Source organism: Vibrio sp. 10N.222.55.A1 (assembly GCF_041473835.1).
GTDB lineage: Bacteria > Pseudomonadota > Gammaproteobacteria > Enterobacterales > Vibrionaceae > Vibrio > Vibrio crassostreae_C.
Map to the genome: position 1 here is coordinate 90,970 of NZ_JBFRSX010000035.1, position 21,447 is coordinate 112,416.

Genomic DNA, 21,447 nt, shown 5'->3' on the forward strand with positions numbered 1-21,447 from the left:
ATCTCCTACGTGATAACTCTATAATCGAATGCGTTAAGTTCTACAGAACCAAATGAGAAGCTCTATGAAATTAGTATATTTTAGATTTCAGAAAAGGTTGTCCTAATTTGGTCAAGATATTGAAATAGGTTGATATTTCTTCATGTTTAACGACTTTTTGAGTGTTAGATCAAGCTAAGTGGATTCAAGTTACCGTAGGAATATCCCCGTCCGATCCGTTCTGGTTAGCGGTTGTGAACCTCGAATCTATTGATGATTATGATATGATGCCGCCAAATTCAGTAGAGCAGTCAGAATCATGAGACACCTAAAAACAACCATCCATCCTGATATCGACCATCTAGACAATAAAACGGTCTATAAGCGCAACGCTGCCCGTGCCATTGTGTTAGATGGTGAAGACATTCTGATGCTGTATACAGAGCGTTATCACGACTACACCATTCCTGGTGGTGGTTTGGATGAAGGGGAAGATGTGATCGCAGGTATGGTTCGTGAACTCGAAGAAGAGACTGGCGCGAAGAATATCCATAGCATCAAGCCGTTCGGCATTTTTGAAGAGTTTCGTCCTTGGTACAAAGACGATGCAGACATGATGCACATGATTTCTTACTGCTACTCATGCAAGATCGATCGTGAGCTTGGTGAAACGGCTTACGAAGATTATGAAGTGAAAAACGGGATGAAACCGGTGTGGATGAATATCCATGAAGCGATCGCTCATAACGAAAAGACCATGGCAGAGAGCCCTAAGAAGGGCATGAGTATTGAACGTGAAACCTTTTTGCTGCATTTGATTGCCAAAGAGATGCTTTAGCCGTTATCAATACTAGCCTGCTAAGCTATTTATTTGCCGCCACTTTTGGCGGCAAAGTTGTTTCTAGCAATGCTAAAACTTAATACCTGAAACTAATTATTGAATATGGTTGATATTGTCAACTAAGTGTTTTTGATGTATCTTTACCTCAGCGATGAACCTATCTAGCTTAACTGCCCGGTTATATCGTTAAATCTCGCTGTGAGCCTGCCCTAAACAAAGAATACTATGAATAAAAGACAGTTTATTGCCCATTATCTACGCATGAATCGCACCTCGTACTTATTGGCGATTGTGTTCATCTTTCTCGTCAACTGGTTACAAGTAGAGATCCCTCGTTATATCCAATTGGCGATAGATTTGATTGATGATGCCTCTTCAACTGGCCACCAACAGCTTCAAACCTATGTTTGGATTGTGGTCGGGATGTCGGTTGCCATGGTGGTGGTGAGAATTCTGTCTCGTATCTATGCGCTTAATCCGGGGCGAATTACAGAGGCCGCACTTAAAAGTACACTTCTACAAAAGTTGAATCGCTTACCGAGCAGCTTTCACGAACGCTTTGCTTCGGGTCGACTGATCTCGATTATCAACAATGACCTTAGTGGCATTCGACTGCTGTTTGGTGTCGGCTTCTTGCAGTTCTTCAATGCCTTGCTTGCGTTGTCGTTGACGCCTCTTTACATGTGGCGCATATCGCCAGAACTCACACTGTATTCGATCATTCCTATCTCAATCGCTTTTGTGATTTTCCGTGTGGGCTTCAAGCGTATGAAAATACTGCATTTAGAGCACATGAAGCGCCTACAAAATCTGTCTGCTCAACTAATGAGTTACCTGTCTGGGATTGATCTCATTAAGAGCCAGCAGATGTCACCTTGGGTGAAAGCCGAAACTGAAAAGCTGAACCAGTTATTGCTTGAATGCCGCCTTAAAATTACACGCATTCAAGTCTTCTTTATGCCGGTACTCGACTACGCCAATGACCTGATGAAAATCATCATTCTTGGGCTTGGTGGCTACATGTTAATGAGACAGGAACTCACACTTGGTGAGATTACCGCCTTTCTGACTTACTCGGTTTTGCTCGCTATGCCATTGATGCAACTTGGCAGAATCGCGACCATTTATCAGCGTGGCATGGTAGGTATTCAAAGTGCACAAACCATTCTTAATGCCAAAGTCCCGGAGCTTGATGAAGATAAGCTGACTGAACTAGATGTTGAATCACTGAAGGGAAAAACGTTTTCTGTTCGCAACCTCAGCTTCAGCTATTCAGGTGAAGAACGCGTGATTCTCGATGACATCAGCTTTGATATTCCAACAGGTAAGAAAGTGGGTGTGTTAGGCGGGATCGGAGCGGGTAAAACGACATTAGTGAACTGCTTAAACCACCACTTGGATGTACCACAAGGTTCTGTTTTCCTTGGTGAAAGAGATGTCACTAGCTTCTCACGCAGTGACTTACGCCGTTACGTGAAAACCGTGACTCAAGACCCTTACCTGTTTTCAGCAACCGTCGAAGACAATATCCGCTTTGGTAGCCTAGATACCGATTTGGCAAAGAGTCAGGTTGATGAAGTGCTAGAGCTCAGCCAGTTGGCTAGTGATGTGACACGTTTTGAACACGGCGATCAAACCTTAGTCGGTGAGAAAGGGATCATGTTGTCAGGTGGTCAGAAGCAGCGCTTAAGTATTGCGCGTGCTTTATTGCAACCCACCGACCTGATCATCATGGATAACGTTCTATCGGCTGTCGACTATGAAACAGAACGTAAGATCTTGGAAGGTTTGTTTAAACGTTTGGAAAATCAATCGGTTCTTGTAGTTTCACACCGCGTTAATGCCCTTGAATATATGGATGAAGTCATCGTGTTGAACGAAGGTAAAGTGATCGCGAAGGGCGACCACGCCACGTTATTGAAAACCTGTGATTACTATTACGATACATGGCAACTACAGCAGAATGAAACGGAGGCAGCAGCATGTTAAAACGTGTTGATCTCAAGTACCTCAAGCACTTTTTTAAGTTTGCTAAGAAATACAAAGGCTCTGCGATTCTGGGCATCGCTATGCTTCCTCTTTCTGTCATCACGAGCTTGTTGTTCCCTTGGCTGATCATTCAAGTGATCGATGTTCACCTGAGTCACGGGGATATGGATGGACTGCTCGAGTACGTCTTCTATCTCGTTGCCGTGCTGGTGGCGAGCTATGTGGTGGATACCACCTATTCGTACAACCTACGTAAAACCGGGCAATACACGATAACTGACATGCGCTCAGTGTTGTTTGCTCGCGTGCTCAAACTGCCACGCAGCTATTTTGATAACACACCGATTGGCGTAACGCTTTCACGATTAACCAGTGATTTGGAAACCATCGGCGAGACGTTTGTTCAGTCGGTTGTCGGGCTAGTTAAAGACAGCATCAATACCATTGCTCTGTTAGTGATGATGTTCTTTATTGATTGGCAGTTAACGATGATTGTATTGATCATTATGCCACCAGTGATGTATTTGACGGTTTATGTACGAAACCGACTTCGTGCACTCTATAAGGTGACTCGTTCTTCGTTGGCTCGCGGTATTGGCTTTTTACAAGAAGTCTTATTTGGCATGAAAACCGTTCAGATGTACAGAGCGGAAGAGCAAGTCGAGCAACGCTACCAAGGCTATACCGATGAGTTTTTAAGAGCGCAGAAGAAGATCAATAAATACGATGCGATTTTGTTCTCGTTTATCTCCGGCATCACTTCAATCACTATCGCGATTATGATCTGGTATGGCTCTGAGCAAGTGATAGAAGGAGCGCTCACCTTGGGTGTGCTGATTGCGTTCATCAATACTTTAGAGAAAGTGTTTGTTCCGATCCGAGACTTTACTTCGCAGATCGCTTCGATTCAGAGTTCATTTGCAGCGTTTGACCATATTGAAGAACTGTTTGTTGAGCCGACTGAAGAGGAAGGGCGTAACCTGCTGCCATCTAACAAGGTTGAGAAACAGCTTGAACAGTTTGTGAGCCTAGAGTTTAAGAACGTAAGCTTCCGCTACAAAGACGACTCTCCCTACGTTCTAAAGAATGTCTCGTTTGTATTGGAGAAAGGGCATCAAATCGCCCTTGTGGGTTCGACGGGTTCGGGCAAGTCGACGATTCTGCGTCTGATCTCTAAAACCTACCAAGATTATGAAGGCAGCATTTTGTTGAATGGAATAGAGCTGTCACAGATCTCAAGTGAAGACTCTGCTCATTTGTTCTCAATGATGATGCAAGACGTGCACTTATTTGAAGAGACCATTCAATTCAATATCGCGCTGGGCAAAACGCATCTATCTAGAACTGAGGTTGAACAGGCGGCGCGCTATGTTTATGCCGATAAGTTTATTGAACAATTGCCACAAGGTTATGACTTCCACTTGGAAAAGAACGGCTCCAACTTGTCTGTAGGGCAAACGCAGCTTATCTCGTTCGCTAGAGCGGTTGCACAGGGTGGTCAATTGATGATGCTTGACGAGGCGACCAGTTCGGTAGATTCAATCACCGAAGACCTGATTCAAAAAGCAATGCAGCGCCTTTTCAAGGAAAAAACTGTGATTGCGATTGCACACCGTTTGAGTACCGTTCGTCACTCAGATACGATTTTGGTGTTGGAAAAGGGTGAAATTGTTGAGCAAGGTAATCATCAACAGCTGGTGGCACACAATGGTATTTATGCTGGCTTGTTACAAGAATCGATTGTAGAAACGGGCGATTCTCAAGTAACGGTTGCCTGATCACCTCAAATCAGGTTTACCGTTATCGATACTATGAATTGGTGTTGCTTATGTTTCACCAATTTCTATTCTTTTCTAGTATTCCCAGTAGCTTAGGGAAAATAAAACATATTTTACGATTATTAATATGTTATGATCTCCCTACTACTAAAGGGGTGTCTTAGGGCATCGGGATGTATGCAAGCAAAAAGAACCGGCTTGTGTCAGTCACTTTCTGGCGAATATGGAATCGAAAATGTTGTTGGAAGAAGTTGTAGAAATTATCGAATTAACCGACTCAGACCATTTATCTCAAGCAATGGAACTGTTTAACGAGCATGGTTTTGTTGATACTGAGTCTTTACCTTTTATGAATGTTGTTTTTGAAACAGCACCAGATCAACTTGCGAAGAAGCTGTCGCAGATTGGTTTTAAAGGTTTAGTGCAAGTCGAAAAGAACGAAGATGCATCAGGCTTCACCATTATTGATGCTGACCGTGTTCTGCTAAAAGACTCTGCTTAGCTGCAAGATTCAGCTTAGTGAAAAGACTCTATCCAGTTCAGTAACACCCGTTATGATTATTTGAGGTTAACACAGTGACAACAGCAACCGTTTCATCAACAGAACAACACATTTCCAATGAACATGCGCTTTTAGGTGCATCGTTATTAGCGTCTCAAAAAGTTGAGTTGGCTCTGTTCAGTGTGATCTCTAAATTAGCTAAAGCGTTGCCGAAAGAAGCACAACAGCCACTCGATTTGGACTTGTATACCTTTCTAAGAGAGAAACCAAGCGAGCAAGCTGCTACGTTGATCTTGTACGAACAAACCTTTGGTGAGCAGCTTCCGTTAAAAACAAACGAACTTAACGATTTTATCTACCACAGAAATCTTGTTACTCGTGGCTTTTGGCGAGTGACTGGCGCTGATGTGAAAGGCGGTGAGAAGCTTGCTAACCCAGAGCTTTATTTAAAAGAGTTCTTAGCCAAATGCGAATATTGGCAAGTGATGATTGATACTCAAACCAAGTAATCAAATTGAAATAAGAAAGCCATAGCGAACATGCTATGGCTTTTTTGTTTGTGCAAACCGTGTTGAATTCTCTGAATCTAGAGCATCATCTTCAATACATAGTTCCTAGAGACAAAGTGATGTTTAAGTGCGGCACTGATATGCAGCACAATTAAACAGGCTAGGGCAATACAACTGGCACGATGTAAATAGAAAAAGAAGCCGTTGATTGCAGAGTCGGTAATTAGATTATTTACGCTCACTAACCAAAATAAAGAGTACGGTTCTTTTAGCATTAAGTAGCCGGTGCTGAAAACCATAAACATCACAAGATACATCAAAGAGTGTGCAAGCTTGGCAACGCATTTTTGCCCTTCAGGCACAGAGGTTGGCATGCTTGGCGACGAGCGAAAGTGGCTCCAGATATAACGAACCACAAGCAGTGGCGTCGCAACGGTCGCCAATGACATGTTGAGCACTGACAGAAAAGAAAACAGCTCTGGATGACTGGTGACATAGTGCATCACATACCCTGCGATCGTTGCATAGATGATTACAGAAGCCATTACCCAGTGCAGTACACGGCTTACTAAATCGTATCGTGGATTATTCAAATTAACCTCGTTCTGATCGTTATTAATATAAGATTCATCTCGATGCAATAAACCATTTTTCGGTATATTCGCATCGCGAATTAATCATATAGAACAGTATTACGCGGTATTTTTATAATTTAGAAATTAATGATGTTGCTTCAGGTGTTTTATAATTATCAATGATGTTTTAGAGTGTTAATTCCAATATGGACATAGCAAACTTGTCGACTTCCTAGCTTGTATGCCTATTACGAGATACAGTTAGTCTAAATATAAACATATAAGGAATGTATAATGCTTCGAATCTTATTGGTTGCAGTTATCTCGGTGTTCAGCACGATGAGTTTTGCAAGCGAAGATGTTAAGTACTCGGAACAAGAGTATTTGGATAGACCGCTGATGGAACGCTATATCTTGGATGAGTTGAAGCAGCTTCGAATGGAACAGCAGGATCTTGAAAGACGCTTGACCATTCAGATGACTGACCGGGAACTGACTGTGGCAGACAAGTCTCTGAATTACGCCAATGTAACCGTAACCTACTTCTTCTACATTATTGCTGGTGTGGCCTCTCTTATCGCGCTGGTGGGTTGGCAATCCATCAAAGAGCTTAAACACACAACTCAAGACATGGCTGATAAGCGACTTAATTCTATCGCTCAAGACTATGAGAAGAAGTTTAATGTTCTTGAACGGGATCTTAAGCGCAAGACCAGAATCATTTCCGACAACAACCGCGAAATTGAAATTATCAATGAGATTCATAACCTATGGTTGAGAGCACAGAACGCACAAACGGCAGAGCAAAAAATTGAAATCTACGATGAAATACTGAAGGTTCGTCCTGGAGATTTAGAAGCACTTACTGCCAAAGCTGACGCTGCTATGGATATACAGGAATACCACTGGGCAATGAGTCTTTGTAACCGTGTATTAGAAGTCGATGACCAAAATGCTCATGCCTTGTATCAACGTGCTTGCGCCTATGCTCGATTAGGGGCAGAAGGTCAAGCTATCGATGACTTAGAGCGCGCTATTGAAGCCAGTGGGTCCATGAGAGAGCTGCTAACTGAAGAGCCGGACTTTGAGATGCTGCGAGGCTTAGAACGCTTCGAAGTACTTCGTGAAGAGTAATATGAGGTAAAGATCCGTGTTAACTAAGGTGGTGGGCTTTGCATGCTCACCATACTTTCACACCTATCGCGCTATGGTTTCTTACATTTCATTTATTTTTTTGATTTAATTGTTATGTTATAACACTTTCTAAGTTCCTCGTTATAACCGCTAAGTATTTTATGAAGTTCCTCCGTATTGGTCTGATCGTTACTGCGATCAGCGCATTTTCCCTTGCTGCTTTGCTCTCTTTTCACTCCAAACCAGCACCAGAAATCTCTATCAAAATAACACCTTACCAAGGTTCTCAACCTAATGATAAGGAAGTCATCGACTCGCAAGCGACTCCCAACTCTTTGGTTAAGGTCCATTATTTTGTGAAAGTTGGCGATACCCTCAGTAACATATTCGAGTCATGGAATCTGCCTTATGAAACGGTTCATAAGATCATGGAAGCGGATCTTGAATCTTTGAAACTCGATACGATAAAACCTGGTGACCACTTAGAGCTGCTTGTCGATGGTGAGTCCAAACAGCTCGTAGAGTTGGTCTTTCACGAAAGTCTGGTTGAGCAAGCAGCCTTTACTCGAAATGATGATGGAAGCTTCAGCTATCAGTTCCATGAGATACCAGGCGAGTGGAAGGAAAAACTTTATGCTGGCAGTGTGCATGGTAGCTTTTCAACGTCAGCCTACAAAGCGGGGTTAACTACTAACCAGATAGCCAATATCACCCGCACACTAAAAGACAAAGTCAACTTCGCTCGAGAGCTGAGAGCTGGTGATAGCTTCAATGTATTGGTCAAAGAGCAGTACACGGATGATCACCTAACGGGTAAAACAGAAATTCAAGGTATCTCAATTCAATTAAGAAACCGAGAAGTCGCAGCTTTTCTAGCACCAGATGGTCTTTTTTATGACAGAGAGGGAAATAGTCTAGAGCAAGCCTTTGATAGATACCCAGTCGACAGAAAATTCCGAAGAATCACTTCTTCGTTCAATCCGACACGAAGACACCCAGTAACTGGGCGAATCTCACCGCACAATGGTACCGACTTTGCGACATCTGTTGGTTCACCTATCTACTCAACTGGTGATGGTCGAGTGGTGGCACTTCGTGACCACCCGTATGCTGGTAAATATTTGGTGATTGAACACAACAGCGTATATACGACGCGTTATCTTCACTTGAGCCGCTTCTTAGTTAAGAAAGGTCAGCAAATTAAGCGAGGTCAGAAAATTGCGCTATCGGGTGCTACTGGTCGTATTACTGGCCCGCACTTGCACTTTGAGGTATTGGTTCGTGGTCGCGCCGTCGATGCGATGAAGGCGAACTTACCAATGGCAAGCTCAATTATGCCTAAAGATAGAAAAGAGTTTTTGGCTCGAATTGCCTCTTTTGATGCCATGATTTCTGAGCCAGAAGATCGTGCGAGTTAGAGATATTCAAGTCTAGTTTGGCAGCGAATACAATAACGCCCCTTAGTTAGCGATTTAGCTAAGGGGCATTTTTAGAGAATCACACGATTAAGCGAATGAATCCGTTATTCGATGGATAGAGCTATTGAGCGATGGGTTTGCCACTGGCTAAGCAACCACCACCGCAGTGCCACTAGCAGACACCATCAACATGCCATTACCTGTACCCAAGACTTCATAATCGATGTCGACACCCACCACCGCGTTGGCACCCGCTTCAATCGCTTTCTGTTCTAACTCTTTGAACGCGTAGTTACGTGCTTTTTCCAGTTCTTTCTCGTAGGTGCCAGAACGTCCACCCACAAAGTCACGAATTCCTGAAAACATATCTTTGAAAACGTTCACCCCTAGAATGGCTTCTCCGGCAATAACCCCTTTGTAATCGACAATGCGTTTGCCTTCGACTGATTGTGTGGTGGTAATAATCATAATGGCCTCTTGTAAGCTTGCTGAGCTGTTACTCGCTTATTGGTCGATAGTTTGGTCTTGGTCTTGGTCTTGGTCTTGCTCTTGAGCGTCACCGTCCAGTGTTGTCTCTGAGCGTGTGAATTCATGTCTTAACCATGTTCTCAGTTTTAGCACACTTTCTTGTTTTAATTTGTTTTTTGGGCAAACAAAGTAAAAATCTTGGTGCGGGTTAGCAACCGGTTTACCCAATTCGACAAGCATCCCATGGCTGATATCATCTTTCACAAACAAGCGATGCGTTACTAGTACGCCTAACGAACGAATTGAAGCTTGCACCGCTTGAATGGAGACATCGAACGTCAAATTGCTATGGAATGTGGGCATTGGGATTTGGTAATTGTCGCACCACACTTGCCAGTCGTGTTGCCGCCTGAGGTTAAAAACGCCAATGGTCGGGTTTTGTTTGACGAGTTGTTCGACGCTCAATCCGGTCTGGTTTTTTAATATCGTAGGGCTACACACCAAGACCAGATCATCGTCGCCCAGTTTCTCGCTGTAATATTGTTCCCACTCGTTGGGTTTGCCATGTACAAGCGCAACATCGACCCCTTCCTGCTCGATATCGAAAGGGCCAGTTAAGGTGGAAATACGAATATCGAGTGAGGGAGCAAAAGCTTGGAAATCGGGGACACGGGGAATCCACCAGTGCATCGCGAGTGAGTTCACCATGTTGAGCGTGATACGGTGATCGTTAGGCGTTTTTGCCAATTCTTCTGTGGCTTCTATTACTTGTTCCAGTGCTGGCGCGACCTTTCGATAATATCGCTTACCTGCGGCATTTAGCACAACACGGCGACCTACACGTTGAAACAGCGGTTTGTTGACCAGTTGCTCCAGTGACTTGATAGCTTGGCTTACCGCAGAGTGACTGACGTACAGCACCCGAGCGGCGTCGGTCATGCTGCCAGTTTCAGCCACAGCAATGAAAGCATAAACGGATTTAAGCGGAACGAGTTTTTTCATTGGTAAGTTTTCCTTACAGTTATAGTTAATATTACTCGCTATTTTTCATCACGTCACGCCTCTAAAATAGGTGCCATAGGAGGTGATAATTATGTCTGATATTACCAAGGCGACGACTTTCATGTTGTTGTCGACGTTCAGTTTGTCTTTAAGTGGCTTGATGGCCAAGTATCTATCTGAAGTGATGCCCACTTCGTTACTCAGTTTTGTGCGTTTTTTGTTACCCAGTCTGTTTTTATTTCTTTTCCTGACTTTTTACAAAATCAGCAAGCCGACACGAGAAATGTGGAAACCTTTGGTGATGCGAGCGATCTTTATGGTGGCGTGTCAGTGGTGTTTCCTTACTTCACTGCAAACCTTAACGCTGGTTGAAGGGGTTGTGTTATTCAGTACGGGTCCTCTGTTTATTCCATTGTTAGAAAAGTTAATATTTAGAACCAAGATTCATACAACGACGATCGTGTGTTTAGCTGTCACTTTTGTTGGCGTAGTGATGATGGCGGGGGATTGGTCGCAGTTTGAGTTGGGTTCTGAGTTCTTTAGACCTGCGCTTCTGCTTGGACTTCTCGCGGGGGTATTTAATTCTGGCTCGCAAGTGAGTTTGTACCGAGCGTCTAAAACTAGCCTGACACCAGCAGAGCTTAACGCGTGGACCTTTTTAGTTGCGGCAATTATTGTGATACCAATGGTGGTGTTTACTTCTGTTTCTGCGGTGCCTGATGTACTTGAAAGTGCAGAGAAAGGAACCTTGTCGGCGTTGCTGTCTTTTGACGATTTACGCTGGATTGTTCTCGGATCACTTGGTCTTGCACTGTTTACCATCAATACCCAAATCTTCCGTTCCAAGGCGTATAAGCTTGCAGACAGTGGCTCCCAGTTGGCACCTCTGATTTTTACTAACATGCTGTTTAGCGCGCTTTGGCAGGGCTTGTTCTTTGATGATGTGTTTTCTACACAGCAGATGATTGGCATTAACCTGATTGTCGTGGCGAGCATCACCAATACATTGCTGGCAAAAAGACACAGCAAGGCGAAAGCCAAACAAAAACCGCACACCACAGTGGCTGTAGCGACTGTAGTGGACGTTGCGGTATTGGACTCGGCAGCTAAAAGCTAACCATTGAGTTATGGCTTATCCTCTGAATGGTTAACTTAAAACTTAGAACAATGAGCGTATGTATTCTTTTACTCGGTCGATGTGTTCGTGCGGGTCAATCTCGCAGCGTTGGTTCATTTCTAGGAATCGCTCAGCGTATTTATCGTAGATTTTGTTTTCCAAAAACAGCAGATACAACTTGGGATCGATATGACCGCTGGTGGCCATGTCGGTCATGATGTTGAGTGATTCGCTTAAGAGTTTACCTTTCTTATAAGGGCGATCACTAGAGGTGAGCGCTTCAAAGACATCAGCAATTGCCATTGCTCTGGACGGCAGAGGTAACTGGTCTTCGTTTAAGCCTCTTGGGTATCCCTTACCGTCGATACGTTCGTGGTGTCCGCTGGCGATATCCGGAATGTTTTGAAGGTAAGGCGGGTAAGGCAGCTTGTTGAGCATGGTGAAGGTTTGGATAATATGATCGTTGATCATGAAACGTTCTTCATCGTTTAGCGTACCACGGCGTACTTTCAAATTGTGCAGTTCACCTTGGTTGTATTTAACTTCTCCGGGCTTAAGTACAAACGCTTCTTGCCATACATCGCCAGGGTTAAAGCCATTGTCCCAAGGTATTTTATGCTCCGGTTTGTCTGCAAGCAGAGGCTCCATGACAGGCAAACCCTTTTCCTGACTTGTTGGCTCAGTTCTCTCTTTCTCAACCGACTCTTTTTGGGTGTTAAATCTCTCTTTTTCAGACCAAGACAAACCCAATTGATCATCCAGTGTACGTTTCCATTGGCGTTTGGCTATTTGATCTAAGCGTTCTAGCTGCTCTTCCGTCATAGATTCGCCGCCAAGATTACACTCAGCAACGAAGGCAAACTCCTCATCCAGTTCAGACAGGCTTTGTTCGAGTATTTTGAGTTGTTCTTCTTGTAGTGCACCGTTCGCCATCGCTTTCCAGTAATCGGTTTCCGCTTGCTGTTTCAACAACTCAAAACGCATTCGCACTTCGTGGATTCGGTCGTAAATGGTTTCCAGTTTTGTTGCCTTATCTACCACATATTCAGGCGTGGTCACCTTGCCGCAGTCATGAAGCCAAGCGGCGAGCATCAACTCTTCCCACTGTTTACTGTCCAATGAGAATTGCGGGTAATAGCGGTCATCATCTATGGTTGCTTGAGTTAGCCATTTGGTGAGCTCAGGCACTCGTTGGCAATGCCCGCCCGTATAAGGTGACTTGGTATCAATCGCCGATGCAATCAGCTCAATAAAGGCATTAAGCATGTCTTTTTGTTGCTGCATTTGGTCGATGTTGTCTTTCGCTATTTCCGCAAAGCTGAGCAACTCTCTTAAAAAGGCGTGCTTGTCTGCCTGCATCTTGGTAATTGGTCTCTCATAGCCAATTGCCACAATCCCTACCAACAGTTTCTCTCGGTTTAATAGTGGAAATAGGTACAGGTCTGAATTGAAGATCGAATCTTGGTAATAGTTGAGAACATTGTCTTCTCTGTTCAAATGGATCGTCTCACCAGATTTAAGCTGACACAGCAACCAAGGCGTGTGTTTGATGAAGTCATTGATGTCGGCCTTAAAAGGAAGAATGGCAAGGTTGGCTGCCGTATCAAACACGTCTTTCTCTTTGGATTGAGTGAAAAGGACAATGGTTTCTGCTTTGGTAATTAAATAGCTTTGATGAGCAATGTTCTTGGCTAAGATCGAAAACTCCTGATTCCCGGCGGTGTCTCGAAGTAGGGTAATCAGATCATGAAGCGTGTGTTCCATTAGCTCAATCGAGTGGGCGAGGTTAGCCACTTCTTGAATCATGCTTTTGGGATAATGAGTACGCCTGAAGTCGAACCGAGCGATGTTGTCGGTGAGTTGCATCAACGTATTGAGCGGCTGAGACAGTCGATTAGCAACAAACCATACGATAGCGAAGCAGATGAACAACATCCCAATCGCGACCGCAACTTGCTTGTCTCGCATCGAGATAAGATCAGCGAGCAGCTCATTGTGTGGCGTCGCTTCTGCCAAGTATAAGGTGACATTTTGAGTCAGTTGAACCGGCGTTAGCGTTAGTGCCCAAGTGTTTAAGTTGTACTCAACGTTTTTTAGATTGAGGTTAAACTTCTCTTCATCAGAGATAAGCGGCGCAATAACGGACGCTTTCAATGCTTCCATCTGTTCACGTTTGGGCACATTAAAGAAGCTTTGGTCTTGCTCACTGCCAGAGAGATTCCCCGTCGTTTGGTTGTTCGTTTGCTCAGTTTTACTTGTGTCATCAGATTGGGAGTCAGGCTTGGGTACTGATAGCTCAAGTTGATGCTGACCGAGAAGATTAAAATGTTGATCGAACAAGGCGAGTCGGGTTTGCGGAGAATAAGCTAATTCACTGATCTGAGAAGAGAGGGAACTCAACGTAAAGTCGGCACCAACCACATGCTTGCCATCGGCAGAACGCCTAGAGAGTGTAATGCCATTGGTTTGCAGGAAATAGAATAGATAGGGCTCAGAGAGTTGTATTGAGCCATCAGGCTTTGCGTTACGAAACCAAGGACGAGTGGTGGGGTTGAACTTACTCTCTGCTTGTCGAGTACTGATCACTTGATGTGCGCCATTAAGATAGGTAATAAAGTTTTCACCGTCTAGATTGGTGCTGCTGACCATCATGGTCGCTTTAGCGGGCGCGCTGTTTTCGGCTCTCTGTTTATTGGTGCTTAATGGACGAAAGATTCTGAAGTCACCATCTTCAGAACCATAAAATAGAGCGACCAAATTGGTGTTTTGCTTGAAGATGATATCGACCGAAGCAAGCCAAGAGTCTTTTTCGACAGCGGAAGCTTGATGAGCAACAAACGGGCTCACCGCCATCACATTTAAGGTTGTGATAACAGGGGCAATGGCTTGTTTAAATACTGATTCCAGTTTGTCGCGGTGCTCATTACTGATCTCGCGCACTGTGCCTAGCAGCAGCTCTTGGGAGTGCCGATAACTAATCGAAATCAATACCGCACCGACAAGTGTTGTCAAAATTAGGAAAAGGCTAGTGATGTGGATACTCAGCGGATATCGTCTTCTTCTCATCTAACACTCCAGTTTGTAGGCTGGTTTAAGTATTGACGAACTTGGGTAGGTTGCAAAAAATTGGCGCAATTACCGAGTGTGTGCGGTTCGACTTAGATAAGACCAAGCGCTGGCTGGCTCTGGTTAGCCACGTATTCCCGTGTCGTGTAAATGAACCAGTAATAAACCTTTATGTTTGGGTGCTAATTGTCACTTTCAGCTGATAAACTGGCCGAATTGTTGCCATTAGGCATTCATTTTCTGAAGTATTCTTTTCCTGAAAGAGATTCAGAGTTACTTTCTGAAAAACGTATTTTGACCGAGTGAAGAGGGCATTGATTCATGGAACTCAAAGTAGATACTCACACCCACACATACGCAAGTGGTCATGCTTACAGCACATTGATCGAAAACGCCAAGTCGGCAAAGCAAAATGGTTTAGCCATGTTTTGTACTACTGATCATTCAGAATCAATGCCGGGCGCGCCACACTATTGGTTCTTCAGCAATCAGCGTGTGCTCCCTCGTTTTATTGAAGATGTCGCAATTATTCGAGGTGTTGAGTCAAACATCATGAACACACAGGGTGAAATCGACATTCATCCGAGTGTGGATAAGAACTTGGATTGGGTGATCGCGAGTTTTCATGAGCCAGTATTTCGCCCATCGGATGTCGCTACCCATACAGAAGCATTGTTGAATGTGATTAAGGGCGGTCGAATTGATGCGCTTGGTCACTTAGGCAATCCTAATTTTGATTTCGATTTCGAAGCCGTTATTCAATGTGCGGTTGAGAACAACGTGGCGATTGAGATCAACAACACCACACTCAAAGGCAATAGCCGAGTTGGCAGTGTTGACCGCTGCTATGAGATTGCAAGAATAGCGAAAGCGAAGGGTGCATTTATTACAACAGGCAGCGATGCGCATTTCTGTTTAGATGTCGGTGGCTTAGACTTAGTCGCAGCATTGTTAGATGAAGTGGGCGTAGATTCGAGTAAAGTGATTACCCATTCGCCAAAGCAGTTCCTAGCCTTTTTGGCCTTGCGCGGTCGTAATGAAATCCCAGAATATTCAGATCTTGTTTAAGAGAATGTCGGCGGGTTTGCATTTCGACACAATCAATTTTTGTGCCTGAAAGATTTTTGTATACACTAGCCGAAAATAATAAAGTCGAAGTGCCACAGTAATGACGGCTCTAACTTCAAAGACACCGCTTCACTTGGAGAAACAATGAAAACTCGCTCAATCCTTTTATCTGGCTTAATCGCTGCTTCAGTATTGTCTGGCAACGCATTTGCTAATGTAGACCTTAAGAAAAACATGCAAGAAATGAAGCTTGCGTTCAAACAAGCGGCAGAAGCTCAAAGCATTGAAGAGATGCAAAAGCCTATCGTTCGTTTAGATACGCTAGTGGCAGAGCTGAAAACGGGTGTTTACCCAGTCGAGAAAGAAGACAACTTCATGGAAGGCTTCAAAAAGATCAGTGCATCACTGGATAGCATTGAGCAGAAGCTAGACCAAGGTGACTTAGCGTCGGCACAGCAAGAACTTCGTACTATTGATGGCCTTCGTGAAGAGTACCATGAGAAGCGTAACCCAAGCATCTGGAGCAAGATCTTCGGTTAATTCGTTAATCATGAACGTTTGCTAGATAGGTAACAAAGAGCAAACCTCAAGATTCGATTTCTAAAACGCCGCCTTACATTACCCTCTTTCGAGGAAGGTGTAAGGCGGCGTTTTTATTGTCTCTTTTATCGAAAGCCTGCTGCAAAGAGATGAGTATTACTTTCTTAGTTTTAGTGTTGTAACCAGTATTTAACGAAAAAGAGTGTGCGTTAGCTTCAATTTTTTAACTTGCTGTTAATCTTTACGTTTACCTATATTCCAAGTCCCTCATAATAAGGGAAATTTATAAAGACTTGGAATAATGCGCCGAACCTCGTTCAACTTCTTCATGTTACTTGCAACAGCATTAAGCTGGGCGCTAGTGACATTAATGCCTGTTATCAATGCTCATGGTAATAGTGCGGGAGTATGGGCGTCGTTATGTACGGTCAATGGCTTTGAATTGGTTCAAATCGAAGAAGGCGAACCTAATACTCATAAAGGAAAGCCGTGTCCGTTTAGCCATTTTTCCACGTTTCACCAAGATGAACTTCCCACTACACTACTGACAACTCGACTGAGTTCTATTGTCTCCGACAGCTACGCTTTTTTGGCTCTAAGCGAACGCTACACGAGGCAAGCCCCGCGCGGCCCTCCCTTTGTTATTGCTTAAACCTAACCCATTAAAATAATTAAAAAATAAAGTATTAAGTAAAGTTAAACATGCTCAGATTACTTTCTGATTTTTCAGAAGGTATGTTTGCGTGTGTCAAAGGAAATTATAATGTTGAGAAATGAATCTCAAACCCCTGCGAAAGCACAAGCAACCTCGCAGTCTAAAAGCAGTGCAACAACCGGTTCGGAAACCAATATAAAAAGCAAAGACCGCAATAAAACCCTCTACTTCCTCACATGGCGCTGGCACTTCTATGCTGGGCTATTCGTTATCCCGTTTATGTTAATGCTGAGCATTACAGGCTTGGTGATGCTGTTTGATGATGAAATCGAGTTAGCTTTTCATCACGATGCGATCGAGATTGTTGCATCGGGCGATCCGATTAAAGTGTCACAACAGTTAACTGCAGTGCAGAATCAATACCCACAAGGCTCGGTGACGCAGTTTGTTCCGAGTAAAGCCCCTGATCTCGCTAACCGCTTTTCGGTATCACTTGAAGACGGAACATCTGTTTTCGCCACTGTGAATCAGTACACTGGCGAAGTGGTCGGAGAAATTCCACGCAGCGATAGCCTGTACCAACTAGCGAATGATATTCACGGCACTTTGTTGATTGGTGATTGGGGTGATTATCTAATTGAAGTTGCAATAAGCTTGTCTATTCTGTTGCTCGTCAGTGGCATTTACTTATGGCTACCGAGAGACAACGCAAGCCGCGCTGGTTTTCTGAAGCTTCGGTTTGGTTCAGGAACGCGTATTTTAATGCGTGATCTGCATGCGAACATCGGTGGTACCTTATCGCTTATTCTGTTGTTGTTTATTCTATCTGGATTGGCATGGACAGGTTTTTGGGGCGGTAAGCTTGTTCAAGCATGGAGCACTTTCCCTGCTCAAATGTGGGACGATATTCCATTATCAGACAAAACTCATGCATCTCTTAACCATGGCTCAGAAGAAGAGCTTCCTTGGAACTTGGAGCAAACACCACTGCCTTTGTCTCAAGATAAGCCAGCAGAACACGTTCATCATGTGGAAGAGGCGACGGAACCTCATGATCACTCTAAGATGGGTGAAGATCACTCTCAACATGTGTTGTCAGCAAGCAACTTCGACATTGATGACGTTACTGAAAAAGCATACTCACTTGGTTTCACTCAATACAAGGTGAATTTCCCGCGTTCAGAAACGGGTGTTTACACGGTCACAGCCAACACTATGGGCGGTGACATCATTGATCCAACGCAGGACCGTACTACGCACCTCGACCAATACTCAGGTCGTATTCTGGGTGAGGTGACATGGCAAGATTATAACTTCATTGCCAAAACGTTAGCGGTAGGTATTTCATTGCATCAAGGTGACATCAGCATCATTAACAAGCTTCTAAATGCTTTGTTTTGTTTGGCGTTCATTGTTGTGTCCGTGACTGGCGGTGTGATGTGGTGGATACGTAGACCTTCAGGTCAAAGAAAGCTTGGCACGCCACCGAAGTTTGGCGATGCAGGGCTTTGGAAGACAGGTTTAGTGATCGTGATAGTTATTTCAGTACTGTTTCCACTGGCGGGAGCGACGATCGTGACAGCAATGCTGCTGGATTGGTTACTATTTTCACGCGTTGAGAAATTCAAGACGGCATTGAGTTAATTGATATACAAACTGACCTCCTTTTTGAGGAGGTCAGTTTCATTATTCAGATGACATGCTCTGTTTATTAAGAAGACGTTAGACTTGTACAGCTCTATATTTGATAAAGCTCTAGATTTCATAAAGCTCTAACGGAAGCCCGTCAGGATCGGCAAAAAAAGTAAATGCTTTACCTGTAAATTCATCAATTCGGATCTGTTCGACTTCGATTCTTTGTTCTTCCAAATAGCTTTTGATTTGTTGAACGTCATCAACACAAAAAGCTAAGTGTCTTAGCCCTTGAGCTTCAGGAAAGCTAGGCCTTTCTGGCGCGTTAGGGAAGCTGAATAGTTCTATTTGAGCACCATTAGGTAGCGCTAAATCAAGTTTGTACGACTGGCGAGCCTCTCGATAGTTTTCGGCAATGATCTCAAGTTTTAAAATCTCGGTGTAAAAGTGCTTCGATGCGTTGTAGTTTGAACAGATTATGGCTGCGTGGTGTATTCCTTTCAACATCAGTTTATTTCTCCTGCCAACTTGTCACCTAAGTGCTCCATGGCGTAATCAATGAATACACGCAGTCGAGCGGGCATGTACTTGGTTTGAGCAAACTGCATCGCAATCGCACCATGGTAATTACTCTTGATGGTCCAATCTTCCAACACTTGTACTACAGACCCTTCAGCCAACGCATCTTGAATCACGAAGTCATGGAAAATACCGACGCCTAGACCTTCTTTCACACCTTTCAGTCGCATCTGCGAGTGGTTAACTGCGTAACGTCCACTGACGGGTACTGTGTGAAATTCATCATCTTTAAGAAAATCCCAAATGTGATCTTTGTCTGTCTCTGCAAGATACAAACAGTCGTGTTCAGACAGCTCGGTAGGGTGGTGAGGAATCCCCTTGGCATCTAAATAGTCAGGGCTTGCACACAACACGAGGTTTGTTTTTCCTAACTCTTTCAATACTAAGCTTTCGTCGGGCTTATCAGTCAGGCGGAAAGCAATGTCGATGCCTTGACGTAAAATATCGATGTCGCCGTCAGCCGCTCTCAATTTAAGTTGGATTTCTGGATACTGATTTAAGAATGGAACAACGAAAGGCTGCAATACCGAATTCAAGAAGGCTTCAGGCGCCGCTACCGTTATCGAGCCTGCAGGTTCGGTATGGTCGGAGGTAGACAGTTCAACGGCTTGTTGCGCTGCGTTGATCATCACCACACTCTGATCATAAACCAATTGACCCGCTTGCGTAATGATAAGGGTACGAGTGGTACGCTCAAACAGTTTCACCGATAGCGCTTTTTCCAAGCGGGTGATGAGCTTACTCAAGGCTGACGGTGTCACGCCTAACTGTTTTGCTGCAGCCGTAAAACTACCTTCGTTAACCACCAAAATGAACGAGGCGAGATCCGGAAGCAGGGCGATGAGTTTTGGGTTAATCATAAGTATCCAGTTAAGCTAGTTTCAACGATGAACTTAATGGTCATTGTGAGCGATTTACTTTGATTTGTGAATCAATTTCATTAATTGATTGACGTGATTGCTCTGATAGGTTGTTGTGTTTGAAGCTCATCTGTATAGCGGCGTTGCTGCTGCGCATTCTGAGATGAAAAATTGAGATTTGATATGAAAGCGAAATTAGACGGAAATTATAGCTAATTTGGCGTTTAAAAAAGCAGGTGAAGGGCGTTAATGTGCCCTATGTCACTGGGATGAACTATTATTAGTGCCTGTGATTCATTAATGTTTTTCCAACTAAAGGGATAATCGGAACGGGGATGTTCAACTAGAATATAGGCATAAGTTTTACAGTGTAAATGATCGTGTTGAGATCGTTTACATCCCTACATAAAGCGGCGCGCGATGCTGCTAAATTATAACTAGGAAGGAATGAGACAATGTCTTCTGCATTTTACCAACAGATTCAAACTCAAATCGAAGAAGTTAAAGAAGAAGGTCTTTACAAGTCTGAGCGCATTATTACTTCTGCACAAAAAGCAGCGGTTTCTATCTCGACTGGTGAAGAAGTACTAAACTTCTGTGCAAACAACTACTTAGGTCTTGCTAACCACCCAGCTCTTATCGAAGCAGCTAAAGATGGTATGGATCAGCACGGTTTTGGTATGGCTTCAGTACGTTTCATCTGTGGTACTCAAGATTCTCACAAAGAACTAGAGCAAAAGCTTTCTACGTTCCTAGGTAAAGAAGACACTATCCTTTACACATCTTGTTTTGATGCAAACGCTGGTTTGTTCGAAACAATTCTAGGTAAAGAAGACGCAATCATCTCTGACGCACTAAACCACGCATCTATCATCGATGGCGTTCGTCTGTGTAAAGCAATGCGTTTCCGTTACTCGAACAACAACATGGAAGAGCTAGAGCAGCAACTTATCGCTGCTAAAGAAGCTGGCGCTCGTCACACACTAATCGTAACTGACGGTGTGTTCTCAATGGACGGCGTAGTGGCTAACCTTCCTGCTATCTGTGACCTTGCAGACAAGTACGATGCACTAGTAATGGTTGATGACTCTCACGCAGTGGGCTTCATGGGCGAAAACGGAGCGGGTACTCACGAGTTCCACAACGTTGTAGACCGTATCGATATCATCACTGGTACTCTTGGTAAAGCAATGGGTGGCGCTTCAGGCGGTTACACTTCTGGTAAGAAAGAAGTGATCGACTGGCTACGTCAGCGTTCTCGTCCATACCTATTCTCTAACTCTGTTGCTCCTGCAATCGTATCTGCGTCTATCCGCGTTCTAGATCTTCTTGCGGAATCTGGCGACCTACGTACTCAACTATGGGAAAACTCTGCTCACTTCCGTACTCGCATGGAAGAAGCTGGCTTCACTATGGGCGGTGCAGACCACGCAATCATCCCAATCATGCTTGGTGATGCAAAAGTAGCGGCTGAGTTCGCTGAGCGCGCACTAGAGAAAGGCATCTACGTTGTAGGTTTCTCTTTCCCTGTAGTACCAAAAGGTCAAGCTCGTATCCGTACGCAAATGTCTGCTGCACACTCTCGTGAGCAACTAGACCGCGCAATCGATGCGTTCATCCAAGTTGGTAAAGACATGGGTATCATCTAATTTTAAAGGGGTGCCACGAGCATCCTTTAATTAGATAGAACAACACCCAGTAGAACATATAGATTTTTGATTCTCGCCTTACAGTT

At 44.0% G+C, this 21,447-nt stretch carries 19 protein-coding genes; 13 read left to right on the forward strand and 6 right to left on the reverse strand.

Annotated elements, in window-relative coordinates; genetic code table 11:
• Window positions 1-298: 298 nt before the first annotated feature.
• From AB4493_RS11835 to AB4493_RS11855, 5 genes are all read left to right on the forward strand, one after another.
• On the forward strand, window positions 299-817 hold the full coding sequence (locus AB4493_RS11835; protein WP_017059522.1) for an NUDIX hydrolase: 519 nt from the start codon (window positions 299-301) through the stop codon (window positions 815-817).
• A 228-nt stretch (window positions 818-1,045) separates the two neighbouring features.
• Complete coding sequence (locus AB4493_RS11840; RefSeq protein ID WP_102332038.1) at window positions 1,046-2,809, forward strand: ABC transporter ATP-binding protein; 1,764 nt, start codon at window positions 1,046-1,048, stop codon at window positions 2,807-2,809.
• Window positions 2,803-4,587 (forward strand): ABC transporter ATP-binding protein, encoded by a 1,785-nt coding sequence (locus AB4493_RS11845; protein WP_017064807.1) that lies wholly within the window; start codon window positions 2,803-2,805, stop codon window positions 4,585-4,587. The genes AB4493_RS11840 and AB4493_RS11845 overlap by 7 nt, the downstream gene beginning before the upstream one ends.
• Before the next feature lie 235 nt (window positions 4,588-4,822).
• Entirely contained in the window at window positions 4,823-5,089 is a 267-nt protein-coding gene (locus tag AB4493_RS11850) for a hypothetical protein (protein WP_017067627.1), read from the forward strand.
• A 74-nt stretch (window positions 5,090-5,163) separates the two neighbouring features.
• On the forward strand, window positions 5,164-5,598 hold the full coding sequence (locus AB4493_RS11855; protein WP_017059526.1) for a hypothetical protein: 435 nt from the start codon (window positions 5,164-5,166) through the stop codon (window positions 5,596-5,598).
• Window positions 5,599-5,675: 77 nt separating this feature from the next.
• Here the strand turns inward: AB4493_RS11855 and AB4493_RS11860 are convergent, their stop codons facing one another.
• Window positions 5,676-6,191, reverse strand: coding sequence for a cytochrome b (locus AB4493_RS11860; RefSeq protein ID WP_082151303.1), 516 nt, complete (start codon window positions 6,189-6,191; stop codon window positions 5,676-5,678).
• Between the two features lie 276 nt (window positions 6,192-6,467).
• Between AB4493_RS11860 and AB4493_RS11865 the strand changes: the two genes are divergently transcribed.
• Both AB4493_RS11865 and AB4493_RS11870 read left to right on the forward strand, forming a co-directional pair.
• Window positions 6,468-7,307 carry a tetratricopeptide repeat protein gene (locus AB4493_RS11865; protein ID WP_017067625.1) on the forward strand — a complete coding sequence of 280 codons (840 nt, stop codon included), beginning with the start codon at window positions 6,468-6,470 and terminating at the stop codon, window positions 7,305-7,307.
• A gap of 161 nt (window positions 7,308-7,468) precedes the next feature.
• Entirely contained in the window at window positions 7,469-8,725 is a 1,257-nt protein-coding gene (locus AB4493_RS11870) for a peptidoglycan DD-metalloendopeptidase family protein (protein ID WP_372155017.1), read from the forward strand.
• Window positions 8,726-8,872: 147 nt separating this feature from the next.
• On the opposite strand, the gene AB4493_RS11875 is transcribed toward AB4493_RS11870, so the two are convergent.
• Together AB4493_RS11875 and AB4493_RS11880 are read right to left on the reverse strand one after the other, a co-directional pair.
• Entirely contained in the window at window positions 8,873-9,193 is a 321-nt protein-coding gene (locus tag AB4493_RS11875; RefSeq protein WP_004730185.1) for a heavy metal-binding domain-containing protein, read from the reverse strand.
• Between the two features lie 36 nt (window positions 9,194-9,229).
• Window positions 9,230-10,195 carry a LysR substrate-binding domain-containing protein gene (locus tag AB4493_RS11880; protein WP_372155019.1) on the reverse strand — a complete coding sequence of 322 codons (966 nt, stop codon included), beginning with the start codon at window positions 10,193-10,195 and terminating at the stop codon, window positions 9,230-9,232.
• A 91-nt stretch (window positions 10,196-10,286) separates the two neighbouring features.
• Here AB4493_RS11880 and AB4493_RS11885 point away from each other — a divergent pair, with 91 nt between their 5' ends.
• Entirely contained in the window at window positions 10,287-11,312 is a 1,026-nt protein-coding gene (locus AB4493_RS11885; RefSeq protein ID WP_017059531.1) for a DMT family transporter, read from the forward strand.
• Between the two features lie 42 nt (window positions 11,313-11,354).
• Here AB4493_RS11885 and AB4493_RS11890 read toward each other — a convergent pair whose 3' ends face one another.
• On the reverse strand, window positions 11,355-14,378 hold the full coding sequence (locus tag AB4493_RS11890) for an HD domain-containing phosphohydrolase (protein WP_372155020.1): 3,024 nt from the start codon (window positions 14,376-14,378) through the stop codon (window positions 11,355-11,357).
• A gap of 321 nt (window positions 14,379-14,699) precedes the next feature.
• On the opposite strand from AB4493_RS11890, the gene AB4493_RS11895 reads away from it, so the two are divergent.
• The 4 genes from AB4493_RS11895 to AB4493_RS11910 all read left to right on the forward strand — a co-directional run bounded on the left by AB4493_RS11895 (window position 14,700) and on the right by AB4493_RS11910 (window position 18,285).
• Window positions 14,700-15,446: a phosphatase gene (locus tag AB4493_RS11895; protein WP_017059533.1), complete on the forward strand. Its 747-nt coding sequence runs from the start codon at window positions 14,700-14,702 to the stop codon at window positions 15,444-15,446.
• Window positions 15,447-15,590: 144 nt separating this feature from the next.
• The gene (locus tag AB4493_RS11900) at window positions 15,591-15,986 is read left to right on the forward strand and encodes a cytochrome b562 (RefSeq protein WP_017059534.1); all 396 of its coding nucleotides are present in this window, start codon (window positions 15,591-15,593) and stop codon (window positions 15,984-15,986) included.
• 301 nt (window positions 15,987-16,287) lie between these two features.
• Window positions 16,288-16,638 carry a hypothetical protein gene (locus AB4493_RS11905; protein WP_017064798.1) on the forward strand — a complete coding sequence of 117 codons (351 nt, stop codon included), beginning with the start codon at window positions 16,288-16,290 and terminating at the stop codon, window positions 16,636-16,638.
• 111 nt (window positions 16,639-16,749) lie between these two features.
• Complete coding sequence (locus tag AB4493_RS11910; protein WP_372155022.1) at window positions 16,750-18,285, forward strand: PepSY-associated TM helix domain-containing protein; 1,536 nt, start codon at window positions 16,750-16,752, stop codon at window positions 18,283-18,285.
• A 111-nt stretch (window positions 18,286-18,396) separates the two neighbouring features.
• Here AB4493_RS11910 and AB4493_RS11915 read toward each other — a convergent pair whose 3' ends face one another.
• Complete coding sequence (locus tag AB4493_RS11915) at window positions 18,397-18,780, reverse strand: VOC family protein (RefSeq protein ID WP_102393573.1); 384 nt, start codon at window positions 18,778-18,780, stop codon at window positions 18,397-18,399.
• On the reverse strand, window positions 18,780-19,712 hold the full coding sequence (locus AB4493_RS11920) for a LysR family transcriptional regulator (RefSeq protein ID WP_017059538.1): 933 nt from the start codon (window positions 19,710-19,712) through the stop codon (window positions 18,780-18,782). Before AB4493_RS11920 ends, AB4493_RS11915 begins: the two co-directional genes overlap by 1 nt.
• 455 nt (window positions 19,713-20,167) lie before the next feature.
• On the opposite strand from AB4493_RS11920, the gene AB4493_RS11925 reads away from it, so the two are divergent.
• A complete protein-coding gene (locus AB4493_RS11925; protein WP_017064793.1) occupies window positions 20,168-21,361 on the forward strand; it encodes a glycine C-acetyltransferase in 1,194 nt (397 codons plus the stop codon).
• Window positions 21,362-21,447: the final 86 nt, after the last annotated feature.